Source organism: Halopseudomonas aestusnigri, assembly GCF_002197985.1.
Taxonomy (GTDB): domain Bacteria; phylum Pseudomonadota; class Gammaproteobacteria; order Pseudomonadales; family Pseudomonadaceae; genus Halopseudomonas; species Halopseudomonas aestusnigri.
The window spans coordinates 414,899-427,838 of record NZ_NBYK01000002.1 but is presented as its reverse complement, the minus strand read 5'-3'; the positions used below and the strand labels follow the sequence as shown (position 1 = coordinate 427,838).

Genomic DNA, 12,940 nt, shown 5'->3' with positions numbered 1-12,940 from the left:
CATGCGAATTCTGCACACCATGCTCCGGGTCGGGGATCTTGAAAAGTCCGTGGCCTTCTACACCGAGGTGCTGGGTATGACCCTGTTAAGGCGCAAGGACTATCCAGAAGGACGCTTTACCAACGTATTTGTCGGCTACGGAAACGAGGCGGACCACGCGGTGCTGGAACTGACCTGGAACTGGGACACCTCTTCCTACGATCTCGGATCGGGATACGGGCACATCGCGATTGAAGTTCATGATGTCTATCTTGCCTGCGAACAGATTCGGCAGGCCGGAGGCAAGATCGTGCGCGAGGCGGGGCCGATGAAACACGGTACTCGGGTACTGGCCTTCGTTGAAGACCCGGATGGTTACCGAATTGAACTTCTGTCTGCCTTGGCATGAACTCGGAAGCTGACCTGGCTTTCGGGGAGGAGTGATAATGGGGGCGGTGCTTGCAGCGATAGTGGTGCTAGTGCTGGTCGGATGGAGCGTCAGCGTCCACTGCAGGCGTCGCCGTGAGCGCAGGGCCCTGCTCTCGGTTCTTGCCCAGATTCGTGTGCTGCGCCAGCTTGTCGAGCAGGTGCAACGTCACCGGGGACTCAGCTACGGGGTCATGTCCGGTGAGCGGAGCCTTGAAGCACGGCGCTGGTCGGTCCACCAGCAGGTCAATCAGTTGCTTGAAACCTGTCAACTCTATCAGCCCTCCCTCCACTGGCACGGCAGCTGGCACGATGCACTGGCGTGCTGGACTCAGCTCGAGGAGGGCAGGGAGGAACAGGATCCGGAGTCGATGCTTCTCATCCACAACGAGATGATACGTAATCTGCTGGCAACGGTGCAGGGATTGGCTGAACGCCATGATCTGGTATGCCTCGGCCGGCTTGCGCCGCAGGCCGAGGGCCTGTGGCTGGAGTTATTGCGTAACACCGAGATCGTTGGTCAATCCCGGGCGATAGGTACCGGGATTGCGGCCAATCGCCAGAATCAGGCGGGCGCGCGGGCGAAGCTGGCGGCGCTGGCGGCGCAGCTTCGTGAACAGTGCTATGCCGTGCTGGCACGGTTGTCCTCGGATCCGGAGCTGCGCTCATTGGTCGACCATCCGGTCAGGGCGGCGGAGGATGCGCTCGATGTACTGCTCGAACGCATCAGCGCTCTGCTTGACAGCCCTGAGCCGGGAATTGACTCAGCCGGGTACTTTCAGACGGCCACGCAGGCCCTGAGCGCGCAGTTATTACTGGTAGACATGCTACTCGCCCGACTTGAAAGGCGAGCGCTCAAGTCCGGCTGATACCGCGAATCTGGGCTGCCATATCGGCTGCATACAGATCGGTCATCCCGGCAATAAAATCCACTACCCGAAGATAGCTGCGATAGGGCGGCCAGTCCGCCTGCGGTATGGTGTGGCCCAGCAGATCGAGAATGCGCTGGTGCTTGAAGCTGAGGTTCTGGCCGGCGTGCAGCTCGTTGACTGCGCCACAGAATGCATCCAGCAGTGTCTCCAGTGTGCTGTAGGCGCCGATTTCGTGCAGCGTCTTGCGTTTGTCCTGGAAGATGCGCTTGCGTGCCATCTGCTTGGCGTCGAGTACGCAGCGCCGCGCTGCGCCATGCATGTGCTCGACCAGATCGCCCTCCAGCTCGCCCGCCAACAGCGCTGGTTGCTGCTCAATGAAGGCCTCCGCAGCAGCGTTGACCAGGTGTTCTATCGCCTTGCCGCGCAGTATGGCCAGCCGGCGGCGCTGGGAGTCCTGGGGGCCTAGCAAACGGTAGGTTTCCGGCAGGTCGTCACCGACCAGATCGAGCAGAACTTGCTCAACTTCAGCGTAGGCAAGCAAATCCATTTCCAGCCCGTCTTCCAGGTCAATCAGGCCATAGCAGATATCGTCAGCGGCCTCGACCAGATACACCAGGGGGTGGCGACTGAAGCGCTGATCTCCCTGGGCGGGTAGCCCGAGCTTTTCGGCAATCTGCTTGAGCAGCGGGTATTCGGCCTGATAACAGCCGAACTTGTTTTTCTTGTAGCCAAGGGTATCGGCATGCCGCGCCGTCCAGGGATACTTGAGATAAGCGCCCAGGGTTGCGTAGGTCAGGCGCATGCCGCCTTCGGCCTGGTGGTATTCGATCTGGGTCAGTACCCTGAATCCCTGGGCGTTGCCTTCGAAGTGCAGGAAGTCATTGCGCTCGGCATCACTCAAGGCATCGAGCAGACCTTGGTCGGCAGCCTGCCTGAACCAGTGACGTATGGCGTCTTCGCCGGAATGGCCATAGGGCGGGTTGCCAATGTCGTGGGCCAGACACGCGGCCTGCACGATGACACCCAGATCTGCAGGCTGGCACCATTCCGGCAACTGCCCGCGCAGCATCTCGCCGACCCGCATGCCGAGCGATCTGCCCACACAGCCAACTTCAAGGCTATGGGTCAGGCGGGTATGGATATGATCGTTGCTGGAGACCGGATGAACCTGGGTTTTCTTGCCGAGCCGGCGGAAAGCCCCGGAGAAGATGACGCGGTCGTGGTCCTTGTGGAAGGGGGTGCGGCCCAATTCCTCATCGCTGGTGAAGGTTTTACCCAGCCGCTCGCGGCACAGTAGTGTTTCCCAATCCATAGAACTCTCCATAGGCAATGCCCTGAGTATGTTGGATGGCTGCACCGCTGCCAAGCGTGGTCGGCAGAGAAGGGCAAACAGGGTAGAATGCCGGCTTTTCAGTTTCTGTGTGCAGCCAATGATTCAGCTCAATCTTTACGGCACCTTGGGGTGCCACCTGTGTGAGGCCGCTCTTGCCGAGCTGGCGCCGCTGATGACGGATGTGCAGGTCAATCAGGTAGATATCGCCGACAGCAACGAGCTGATGGCACGCTACCAGCTGCGCATTCCGGTGCTGCAGCGCCCGGATAGCGGCGCCGAACTGGATTGGCCGTTCGATCTGGCCAGCCTGATGGTCTGGCTGGGTGACAGTCTGCGTGAGGAGGGCTGAGGATGGCGATGCGTGTTGAGCCGTTCTGGAAGCGCAAAACCCTGGAGCAGCTGGATCAGGACGAGTGGGAATCGCTGTGCGATGGCTGCGGCCTGTGCTGCCTGCAGAAGCTGGAAGATGAAGACGAACCGCTGGCAATTTACTACACCCGCATTGCCTGCAAGCTGCTCGACCTCAAGACCTGCCGCTGCAGCGATTATCCCAACCGTCGCCAATTCGTGCCGGACTGCATTCAGCTTACGCCGGGCAAGGCGCAGGATTTTTCCTGGTTGCCACCCAGTTGCGGCTATCGCCTGGTAGCCGAAGGTGAAGACCTGCCGCCTTGGCATCATCTGGTGTGCGGTGATCGCAATGCCGTTCACACTGCCGGTATTTCCCAGTCCGGTCAGATGCTGGCTGAGGGCAGCGTGCTGGACGACGACTGGGAAGACCACATCATTTTCCGCGTCGGCTAGTTGTCGACCTCAAATTCACGCAACTTGGTATACAGGTAGCGTACCTGGTCGTATTCGAACGGACTGTCCAGCGCGCCATAGCGAAAGGGTGTCTGGTAACGCAGATCAATCGCCCAAATGCCCCAGGTCGCCTGATAGTCGTTCATAACGTCCCGGCTGTGCATGTAGTTGACGTAATCCTCCAGCACCCAGTCTGCGGTTCGTCCGGTACCGTCGCGCAGGCTGGATGGCCCCAAAAACGGAAGAACCAGATAGGGGCCCGGTGGCACGCCCCAGACGCCGAGGGTCTGGCCGAAGTCTTCCTTCTGGCGGGGCAGTCCCATTTTTCCGGCCACATCAAATATCCCGGCCAGCCCGAAAATACTGTTGAACAGCAGGCGAGCGGTGGTTTGCCCGCTGCGCTTGAACTTACCCTGCAATAAGCTGTTTCCGAGATTAGGAATCTCACCCAGGTTATTGAAAACATTGGATACGCCTGCTCTAACTGGCCGCGGAGTAGCCCATGCATAGGTGCGCACAACGGGCAAATACACATAGCGATCGAATTGTGCGTTGAAACGATAGATGCGGCGGTTCACGCCTTCGATTGGATCCTGCACGTTGAGTGCACGCAGGCTTGAGCGTTCAAACTGGTAGCGATTTTCGCTTTCATCGATGTCCAGCTCCAGCAGCGGGTCACTGTACAGCGGCACAGTGGCGACCGGCTCGGCGGAGAGCGTTGGCGCGCTGATCAGGCAGGCCAGCAGGGGCAGATTGAGTAACGGCTTCATTGCGAGCCTCCCTGCAAAAACTGCAGATACCGTCGAGCTACCGGCGCATAGTCCAGATTGCCCCCGTGACCACCCGACGGGTACAGAAAGGCGCGCTCGCCAAAGGTCTGCGCGAGGAAATGGTAATCGTCGCGGGTCAGGATCAGCTCACTGGCGTTACTGACCACGGCAACCGTCGCATTGTCGTGCAGAAACGCGCTCAGGTGTCTGAGGCTGGTCTGTTCAGCCATCTGTTGCAGGTCGCCGTCGGCGTTTCGGCTTTGCCAGGCCGGCAGCAATTGGGTTTCGACATAACAGCTGAAATCGCAGAACAGCGCGCGGCGAAGATAGGGTGTGAGTGATGTGCTGACCTTTAGACGTTCATCAGCCGGAGCGTAGCGCCCGCCGCCATTGATCAGGTCGCTCATGAAGTTCAGATCGGCGGCTGCGAAACGAAATACGGCGCCAATCAGCATGGCCAGCTCCGCATCGGTCAGGGCTTGCGGTGAACTCTGAATTTCCTCGAAGAGACTGGCCTGAATATCGCTGTTGCCGCGGCTGGCAAAGTGACGGGACAGTTTCTGAAAGATATGTTCGTAAAAACTGTCGTTGTCGCTGACGCCGGCAATGCGGGTATAGGACAGCGCATCCAGCCGCCGAACCGAGGCATACAGATCCACTGGCGGGTTGAGCAGCAATACGCGCTGAAAATCGAACTGGCCCAGGTGCTCGTCCAGCTCGGCGACGAAGGCCGCATGCAGTGCGCCCAGGCTGAAACCGGCAAGTCGGTAGCTGGTGATTTCCAGATCGAGTTCATTGCGCGCCTTTGCCAGGGCCATGCTCATGGCGGTATGCAGATCACGCGCATCGTCTGCAGCAATGCCCGGCATGCCGCTTCGCGAGGCGGCGGCAATAAAGTCGTGATTGGTAGGCGAGGACAGTACGATGACATGCATGCCAGCCTGCCAAAATAGCCGTTTGAGGTAATCCATGCGGCTGCTGTCGTAGCCGGAGCCGGTGCCGGCAATCAGAAAGATCAGCGGGGCGGGGTTATCGTGCCAGGCTACTCGATAGTGCAGATCGCGATACTGGGACAGTGCCGGCGGCAGGTGGCGCTCGGGCAGCACGCGAACCTTGAGATCGGCCTGCTGTACGTCTACTTCCGGGGGGACTGTAGCCTGCAGCCGTTCAGGCGTGCCTGCAACGGTTGCCATAAAGGGGTTTGACACCGGGTAGGCATAGGGCTCGGCTTGCACCGACAGAGGCAGGCAGGCAAGCAGGGCAGTGCAAAGGGCACGAATTCCGGGAAAGCGTAGCAAGCGGGTTCTCTTCCTGAGGGATTCAGGAGATTTAACCGCAAATCGGGGATAAAGTTCCGCTTTTTCGACTCAGGCAGAGAGCGGAATCGGCAAGCGCGCCCGGCGAACATGCCGGCGGCGCTCCAGCCGATTCCAGAGTTTTTCGTGAAAGTAGAACGCCACGGTGTTGATGGCCGGCTCGATCAACGCGACCGCACCACCGATCATGATGCTGCCGGTCAGCAGATACACCACACCGAAGGCGATGGAAAAGTGCATGCAGGCGAAGGTGATGGTCTTGGTCATGGCAATATCCCTGAACACGCTTAACAAGAATCATTAGTAAGTGTTGTCAGGTTAGCCAGGGCCAAGCGATTAATGAATCGAATTTGTTTAATTGCGCTGATAGATATGAGCGATAGTTCTTGGCAAAAAAAGCGCAGGGCAGGGCCTGCGCTTTCAGGGATGTCAATCAAAATCGAAGTCGCTCAGCTCCCTTTGCAGACGTCGCTCTTCCAGATAGTTATCGATCAAGCGGCGCTTGGTCAGGCTACTTTTGGAAATGGGTGCGCTGTCGGTATCGGGGGTGTCATCGTCTTCGATGAACTCGTCGTCGTCCAGTTCGATATCTGATTTGGCTTGGCTCATGACTCAACTCCACGCTGAACATGTCATTTGCGCACCTTATAAACGCAGATACGAATTTGCGGAAATAGATTTTTTCAATTGAATTTAACGAAAAAACGCAGTGTGTTTTCACTGCGTTTGCGGAGGCAGGATCGCGCTTGGCATTCAGTCGGATGTCTTGTGCTTGTAATCGCACAAATCCTCTATACGACAGCTACCGCATTGTGGCGTTCGGGCCTTGCAGACGTAGCGACCGTGCAGAATCAGCCAGTGATGGGCATCGACCAGAAACTCCTTGGGGACGTGCTTGAGCAGCTTCTTCTCGACCTCAAGGACGTTTTTGCCGGGCGCAATGCCGGTGCGGTTGCTGACCCGGAAAATATGCGTATCCACCGCCATGGTTGGTTGACCAAAGGCCGTGTTGAGCACCACGTTGGCGGTCTTGCGGCCGACGCCGGGCAGGGCTTCGAGTGCCTCGCGGGTTTCCGGCACCTGGCTGTTGTGTTCTTCGATCAGAATCTTGCAGGCGGCAATGACGTTGCGGGCCTTGCTGTTGAACAGGCCGATGGTCTTGATGTACTCGCTGAGGCCATCGACACCCAATGCATAGATGGCTTCCGGAGTATTGGCGACCGGGAACAGTTTGTCGGTCGCCTTGTTGACGCCAACGTCGGTCGCCTGCGCCGAAAGTGTTACCGCCACCAGCAACTCGAACGGCGTGCTGAATTTCAGCTCGGTAGTCGGATGAGGATTGTCCTCGCGCAGGCGGCGGAAGATTTCGTAGCGCTTTTCCTTGTTCATCGCGTCGCCTGTTTCAGCTGATGGTGCCGGTGACACGCACCCGCTTGCTGCCTGCCGCAGCCGGCTTGGCCTCACGAGCTGCAGCGCGTTCCTTGACCTTGGCGTCGATCAGGTTTTTTAGCGCGATCAGCAGCCCCATGAAGACGAACGCACCGGGCGGCAGGATGACGAACAGCACGTCCTTATAGTTGGGGAATACCACCAGCTTCCAGTCTGCGGCAATCGGGCCGAGCAGCAGGTCCATGCCGGCAAACAGCGTGCCGTGGCCGACCAGCTCGCGCAGGCCGCCCAGCACGATCAGCACCAGGGTAAAGCCCAGACCCATCATGAAACCGTCGACCAGCGAGGGCAGCAGCGGATTCTTCGAGGCGAAAGCGTCGGCACGACCAAGGATCACGCAGTTGGTGACGATCAACGGGATAAAAATGCCGAGGATCTGGTACAGCTCATAGGTAAAGGCCTGCATCAGCAGCTCGATGCAGGTGGTCAGCGCGGCGATGATCATGACGAAGGCGGGCAGGCGCACAGCGTCGGTCACGGCGCTGCGAATCAGCGACACGGCAAGGTTGGAGCCGGCCAGCACCAGGATAGTCGCCAGACCCAGACCAAGCGCGTTGACCACGGAGCTGCTGACACCCAGCAGCGGGCACAGCCCGAGCAGCTGAACCAGACCGGGGTTGTTGTGCCAAAGGCCGTCAGCGGTGATCTCGGAGAGCGTCTTGGTCGCCATGGGTTACTCCTCGTCCAGCTGCAGAAGGCTGGCCCGGTGTGCGTCGAAATAGGTAAGTGCCTGATAGACCGCCTTGACGACGGCCCGGGGGGTAATGGTTGCGCCGGTAAATTGGTCAAACTGGCCGCCATCCTTCTTTACCGCCCATTGTTCGGGCACCGGCATGCTCAGACTCTTGCCGTTGAAGTCCAGAACCCACTGGCTTTTTGCGGTCTCAATCTTGTCTCCCAGACCGGGGGTTTCACGGTGATTGACGCTGCGTACCCCAGCGATACTGCCATCGGCATTAATGCCGACCAGCAGGTCAATGCGGCCACTGTAGCCGTCAGGGGCGACGATCGGCAGGATCACGGCGCTGACTGCGCCGTCGTTGCGCGCGCGGTAGGCGTCTTTTGCACCGGTCAGATTCAGGTACTGACGGTCGTCGATGGCAAAATTGTCAGCGAGCAGATCGTTGTCGTGCCGGTCGTGGGGGATGATCTCGTTCAGCGCGCTGAGCTGAACCCGTCGCTGGGCTTCGTCAATGCGCTCTGCTGTGCCTTGCTGGGTAACCGCAATCATGCCCACGGTCGCCATGGCGAACAGGCCCAGAATCAGGCTGTTGCGCAGGATCGAGCTGCTGGTGCTGGTAGGATTTTCCATGGCTCAGTCCGTCTTGCCCATGCCGCGCTTGGCCTTGCTGTGGCCATAGGTGCGCGGCGTGCTGTAGTAGTCGATGGTCGGTGCCGCCAGATTCATCAGCAACACGGCAAAGGCCACCGCGTCGGGGTAGCCGCCCCAGGCGCGAATCACATAGACCAGAATACCCACGCCGGCACCGAAGATCAGGCGACCTTGCTTGCTGGTAGCGCCGGACACCGGATCGGTGATGATGAAGAAGGCGCCGAGCATGGTCGCACCGCTGAACAGATGGAACAGCGGCGAGCCGTTGGAATCCGATCCGCTGCCATTCCAGAACAGCAAGCTCATCACCGCCAGTGCCGCCAGCATGCCAACCGGAGCATGCCAGCTGTAAATACGCTTGTAGAGCAGCACCAGCCCACCGAGCAGGTAGGCAAGGTTGACCCACTCCCAGCCGTAACCGGCAAACTGGCCGAACGCAGGGCTGGTGGCCTGCAACTCGGTCATGGTCAGACTGTTGTTGGTCTTGACCACATCCAGCGCGGTAGCCAGCGTCCAGCCGTCGATCTCGCCACTGACCGGCAGGAAGATTCGGCTCACGCCATCCAGTAGCCCAAGGGTGGCGTGAACGTCGGGCACCACTGCTTCAATGCCGCGCCAGGCCGGCCAGCTGGTCATCTCTACCGGGAAGGAGATCAGCACTACCACGTAACCCAGCATCGCCGGGTTGAACGGGTTTTGACCCAGGCCGCCATAGAGCTGCTTGCCAAAAACGATCGCGAAGCTGACCGCAATGAGGGTCAGCCACCAGGGTGCGTAGGGCGGAAGCGCCAAGGCCAGCAGCCAGGCGGTCACCAGCGCGCTGCCGTCACGCAGGTAAAATCCGATCGGTCGCTTGCGAATCGCCAGGATGAGTGATTCGACCAGCAGGGCGACTGCACTGGCGTAGAGGATGTTGATCAGGGTGCCGAAACCGTAGAACCAGGTCAGCACCGCGATGCCGGGCAGCGTCGCACCCAGTACCCAGAGCATGATGGTCTGGGTGTGGTTGCTGCCCTTGGCGTGTGGCGAAGTCATGCGTACCAGCGCCATCAGTTGGTCTCCTTGCTGGCCATATAGTCGGCGAAGGCCTTGGCGGCGACGTCAAGGGCTGCCCGGCGGGTGGCCAGTTCCCGCTCGGCGGCTGCGGTATCGCCACCAGCCTCGGTCGCGTCTTTGAGCTCACGTTCGGCGCGCTTGAAGTCGGCCTTGGTGGTAGCCAGATTGGTTTTGAGCTCACGCAGTTGCTCATCAACGGGCTTCTTGTCGACACGCTGGCGTTCTGGAGGCGGAATCGGGCTGCTGTTTTCCGCTTCATGCAGTGCTTTCTCAGCCGCGCTGAGCGCCTGCTGCTGGGTTGCAAGTTGCGCTTGCAGGTCAGCATCGTCCGGCGACTCTGCGAGCGCGCGTTCGGTCTTCCTGGTGGCTGCGCGGGCCATGGCCAGATCGAGCTTGGCTTGCTTGAGCGTCTCATCGACCGGCTTTTTTGCCGCCGCAGTCGCCGGTACGCGTGCTTCGGCTGCCTCTGCCTGCTCGCGCAATTTGGCAATTTCGGCTTGCTGCTGGTCGCTGGGGTTGTCGCCAGCCGCACGTTCGGCCTTTTTGAGCGCGGCACGCAGCATGGCGGCTTCGATCTTCAGTTTCTTGGCGTCGTCTTCACCGGCTGCCTGTGGCGCGGGCGCGGCTGGCTGGTTGCTGACTTCACCCTGAGCCTTGTCGAAGGCTTCCTGCGCCTCGCGCGCAGCCTGTTCCAGCTGCGGGATCTGCGCCTGAAGGTCTGCATTATCCGGATTGGCGGTCAGCTGCTTCTGGGCCTTTTTCAGCGCCATCTGGGCGGTTGCCGCAGCGATCTTCAGCTGCTTCTGCTCCGGCGTCAGGCCGCCGGCCTTCGGCGCAGGCGCGTCGGCAGCAGGTACTGCGGCGTCGGAATCGGCCTGTTTGGCCGCTTCTGCTTCTTTGGCGGCCTTGAGGCGGGCGGCTTTTTCGGCACGGGCGATACGGTCGCGTTCTTTCTGCTCTGCCTCGCGCTGCAGGCGTTCCTGGCGGTGCTCGAAGCGTTGACGTGAGTGGTCGGCCTTGTGTTGCTGCAGGTCCAGTGCGCGAATCTCTGACTTGGCCGCGCGGTAATACTGCACCAGCGGAATACTGCTGGGGCAGACGTATGAGCAGGCGCCGCATTCGATACAGTCAAACAGATTTTGGCGCTTGAGCTGATCGTAATCCTTGCCCAAGGCAAAAAAGTGCAGCTGTTGCGGCAACAGGCTGGCCGGACAGGCTTCAGCACACAAGCCACAGCGAATGCACGGCTGGGCGGGTGGCGGAGGCGGCAGTTCTGCCTTGCTGCCGGCCAGCAGGCAGTTGGTGGTCTTGACGATGGGCGCGTCCATGCTCTGCAGGGTAAAGCCCATCATCGGCCCGCCCATGACCAGTCGATAGAGCTTTTCGGGCTGCAGGCCGGCAAAGGTCAGCAACTCACGTATTGGCGTACCGATCAGCGCTTCGACATTGGTCGGGTGGCTCAGGGCATCGCCGGTCAGAGTGGTGATGCGCTTGATCAGTGGTTGGCCCAGAACTACCGCGTCGTGGATCGCCAGCAAGGTGCCGACGTTCTGGCAGACCATGCCGAGATCGGCTGGCAGGCCGCCACTGGGGACTTCCTTGCCGGTGAGGATCTGGATCAGCTGCTTTTCACCGCCGGACGGGTACTTGGTGGGAAAGACCACGACCTGCATGGGGCGCTCGCCAACGGCGGCGCGCATGGCTTCGATCGCTTCGGGCTTGTTGTCCTCGATGCCGATCAGAACCTGCTCCGGGCGCAGGATGTGCATCAGCACTTCGATGCCGCTGACGATCTGCTCGGCGCGGTAACGCATGGCGCTGTCGTCAGCGGTGATGTAAGGCTCGCACTCGGTGCCGTTGACAATCAGCGTGTGGATCTTCTGCTCGGGGCGTGCCTTGAGCTTGACGGCGGTCGGGAACCCGGCGCCGCCCAGGCCGCTGATACCGGACGCGCGGATGATGTCGAGCAGCGCAGCGGGCTCAAGTGCCCGGAAGTCGCTGATCGGATCCAGTTCACACCAGCGGTCTTCACCGTCAGCCTCAATGCGGATGGCCCATTCTTCGAGCCCGGAGGCGTGCGGATAGGGTGCAGGGCCAATGGCGGTGACGGTGCCCGATGTCGGCGCGTGCAGCGGACAACTGACAAAGCCGCTTGCCTCCGCGATCAGTTGGCCCTTGAGCACCTTGTCGCCCACGGCGACGCAGGGCTCGGCGCGGGCGCCAATGTGCTGCTGTAGCGGCACGATCAGCTCGCGCGGCAGCGGCGGGGTTTCGATGCCATGGCCGAGCGATTGCAGCTTGTTTTCTTGCGGGTGAATGCCGCCGGGGATGTCCCAGATTCGAATAGGGCTGGCTGCGGTCATCAGGCGGCCCCTCGGTTGGCGTCGGTAGCAATCAGGGCTGAACTGGGCAGCGGAAAATCCCACTTCCAGTTCTGCGGCGTGGTCGGCAGGGGCAGCATGTCGATACAGTCAACCGGGCAGGGTTCTACACAAAGGTCGCAGCCGGTGCACTCGTCAACAATCACGGTGTGCATCTGTTTGGCAGCGCCAAGAATGGCATCGACCGGGCAGGCCTGAATGCACTTGGTGCAGCCGATGCATTCGGCTTCGCGGATATAGGCAACCATGCGTGGCTTTTCTTCGCCGTGCTCGGCGTCCAGCGGCAGCGCCTCGACATCAAGCAGGTCAGCCAGCGCCTGAATGGTGGATTCGCCGCCAGGCGGGCACTTGTTGATCGGCTCGCCGTTGGCAATGCCTTCGGCGTAGGGGCGGCAACCCGGGTGGCCGCACTGGCCGCATTGGGTTTGCGGCAGCAGGTTGTTGATCTGGTCAACGATGGGGTCGCCGTCAACCTTGAAGCGCACGGCGGCAAAGCCGAGGACCGCGCCGAAGATCAGCGCCAGCCCCAGCAGGACGACAATGGCAGTAATGATCATCGACATGCTTACAACCTTATCAAGCCGGTGAAACCCATGAATGCCAGCGACATCAGGCCCGCCGTGATCATGCCGATGGCGGCGCCGCGGAACGGCGTCGGGACGTCGGCAATGGCGATGCGCTCACGCAGACCGGCGAACAGGATCAGGATCAGCGAGAAGCCGATAGCCGCGCCCAGGCCGTAGGTGGCGGATTTCATGAAGGTCTGTTCGGCGCGGTTGGTGTTCAGCAGGGCGACGCCCAGTACCGCGCAGTTGGTGGTAATCAGCGGCAGGAAGATACCCAGCACCCGGTACAGCAGCGGGCTGGTCTTGTGTACCACCATCTCGGTGAACTGCACGACTACCGCGATAACCAGAATAAACGAAATGGTACGCAGAAACTGCAGATCCAGCGGCACCAGAATGTACTGGAAGGTCAGATAACTGAGGATCGAGGCCAGCGTGAGCACGAAGGTGGTCGCGGCGGACATGCCGATCGCGGTTTCCAGCTTCCCGGAAACACCCATGAACGGACACAGCCCGAGGAACTGCACCAGAACGAAGTTGTTGACCAGTATGGTACTGACCAGAATAAGGGCAAATTCAGCCATGTAACCCAACCCCATGTGTGGCCGGCGTTGTGCAGCTCTTCTGGCTGCTCGGCCGGTCCCGGCTAATCGGG

Annotated in this window: 16 protein-coding genes; 4 read left to right on the top strand and 12 right to left on the bottom strand. The window is 60.3% G+C overall.

The window, feature by feature from the left end:
• The first annotated feature begins 1 nt into the window (after position 1).
• Both gloA and B7O88_RS06035 read left to right on the top strand, forming a co-directional pair.
• Positions 2 to 388 carry a lactoylglutathione lyase gene (gene gloA / locus B7O88_RS06040; protein ID WP_088274299.1) on the top strand — a complete coding sequence of 129 codons (387 nt, stop codon included), beginning with the start codon at positions 2 to 4 and terminating at the stop codon, positions 386 to 388.
• A gap of 37 nt (positions 389 to 425) precedes the next feature.
• Positions 426 to 1,274: a nitrate- and nitrite sensing domain-containing protein gene (locus B7O88_RS06035; RefSeq protein ID WP_088274298.1), complete on the top strand. Its 849-nt coding sequence runs from the start codon at positions 426 to 428 to the stop codon at positions 1,272 to 1,274.
• Here the strand turns inward: B7O88_RS06035 and B7O88_RS06030 are convergent.
• Positions 1,261 to 2,589: a deoxyguanosinetriphosphate triphosphohydrolase gene (locus B7O88_RS06030; protein WP_088274297.1), complete on the bottom strand. Its 1,329-nt coding sequence runs from the start codon at positions 2,587 to 2,589 to the stop codon at positions 1,261 to 1,263. The two genes, B7O88_RS06035 and B7O88_RS06030, sit on opposite strands and share 14 nt — an antisense overlap.
• 118 nt (positions 2,590 to 2,707) lie before the next feature.
• On the opposite strand from B7O88_RS06030, the gene B7O88_RS06025 reads away from it, so the two are divergent.
• Positions 2,708 to 2,959 carry a glutaredoxin family protein gene (locus B7O88_RS06025; protein WP_088274296.1) on the top strand — a complete coding sequence of 84 codons (252 nt, stop codon included), beginning with the start codon at positions 2,708 to 2,710 and terminating at the stop codon, positions 2,957 to 2,959.
• Positions 2,960 to 2,961: 2 nt separating this feature from the next.
• The gene (locus B7O88_RS06020; RefSeq protein WP_088274295.1) at positions 2,962 to 3,414 is read left to right on the top strand and encodes a YcgN family cysteine cluster protein; all 453 of its coding nucleotides are present in this window, start codon (positions 2,962 to 2,964) and stop codon (positions 3,412 to 3,414) included.
• Here the strand turns inward: B7O88_RS06020 and B7O88_RS06015 are convergent.
• The 11 genes from B7O88_RS06015 to rsxA all read right to left on the bottom strand — a co-directional run bounded on the left by B7O88_RS06015 (position 3,411) and on the right by rsxA (position 12,869).
• On the bottom strand, positions 3,411 to 4,184 hold the full coding sequence (locus B7O88_RS06015) for an MlaA family lipoprotein (RefSeq protein WP_088274294.1): 774 nt from the start codon (positions 4,182 to 4,184) through the stop codon (positions 3,411 to 3,413). The genes B7O88_RS06020 and B7O88_RS06015 overlap by 4 nt on opposite strands.
• Entirely contained in the window at positions 4,181 to 5,377 is a 1,197-nt protein-coding gene (locus tag B7O88_RS06010; RefSeq protein WP_140418567.1) for a serine/threonine protein kinase, read from the bottom strand. The genes B7O88_RS06015 and B7O88_RS06010 overlap by 4 nt, the downstream gene beginning before the upstream one ends.
• A 174-nt stretch (positions 5,378 to 5,551) precedes the next feature.
• The gene (locus B7O88_RS06005) at positions 5,552 to 5,767 is read right to left on the bottom strand and encodes a DUF2061 domain-containing protein (protein WP_088274292.1); all 216 of its coding nucleotides are present in this window, start codon (positions 5,765 to 5,767) and stop codon (positions 5,552 to 5,554) included.
• Between the two features lie 162 nt (positions 5,768 to 5,929).
• Positions 5,930 to 6,109: a PA3496 family putative envelope integrity protein gene (locus tag B7O88_RS06000; RefSeq protein ID WP_088274291.1), complete on the bottom strand. Its 180-nt coding sequence runs from the start codon at positions 6,107 to 6,109 to the stop codon at positions 5,930 to 5,932.
• 144 nt (positions 6,110 to 6,253) lie between these two features.
• Positions 6,254 to 6,889: an endonuclease III gene (nth, locus tag B7O88_RS05995; protein WP_088274290.1), complete on the bottom strand. Its 636-nt coding sequence runs from the start codon at positions 6,887 to 6,889 to the stop codon at positions 6,254 to 6,256.
• Between the two features lie 13 nt (positions 6,890 to 6,902).
• Positions 6,903 to 7,619 (bottom strand): electron transport complex subunit E, encoded by a 717-nt coding sequence (locus B7O88_RS05990; RefSeq protein WP_088274289.1) that lies wholly within the window; start codon positions 7,617 to 7,619, stop codon positions 6,903 to 6,905.
• 3 nt (positions 7,620 to 7,622) lie between these two features.
• Complete coding sequence (gene rsxG / locus B7O88_RS05985; RefSeq protein ID WP_088274288.1) at positions 7,623 to 8,261, bottom strand: electron transport complex subunit RsxG; 639 nt, start codon at positions 8,259 to 8,261, stop codon at positions 7,623 to 7,625.
• A gap of 3 nt (positions 8,262 to 8,264) precedes the next feature.
• Positions 8,265 to 9,332 carry an electron transport complex subunit RsxD gene (gene rsxD, locus B7O88_RS05980; RefSeq protein ID WP_088274287.1) on the bottom strand — a complete coding sequence of 356 codons (1,068 nt, stop codon included), beginning with the start codon at positions 9,330 to 9,332 and terminating at the stop codon, positions 8,265 to 8,267.
• Complete coding sequence (rsxC, locus tag B7O88_RS05975; RefSeq protein ID WP_088274286.1) at positions 9,332 to 11,701, bottom strand: electron transport complex subunit RsxC; 2,370 nt, start codon at positions 11,699 to 11,701, stop codon at positions 9,332 to 9,334. Before rsxC ends, rsxD begins: the two co-directional genes overlap by 1 nt.
• Positions 11,701 to 12,282 (bottom strand): electron transport complex subunit RsxB, encoded by a 582-nt coding sequence (gene rsxB, locus B7O88_RS05970; protein WP_088274285.1) that lies wholly within the window; start codon positions 12,280 to 12,282, stop codon positions 11,701 to 11,703. The genes rsxC and rsxB overlap by 1 nt, the downstream gene beginning before the upstream one ends.
• Before the next feature lie 2 nt (positions 12,283 to 12,284).
• Positions 12,285 to 12,869, bottom strand: coding sequence for an electron transport complex subunit RsxA (gene rsxA, locus B7O88_RS05965; protein WP_088274347.1), 585 nt, complete (start codon positions 12,867 to 12,869; stop codon positions 12,285 to 12,287).
• Positions 12,870 to 12,940 lie beyond the last annotated feature (71 nt).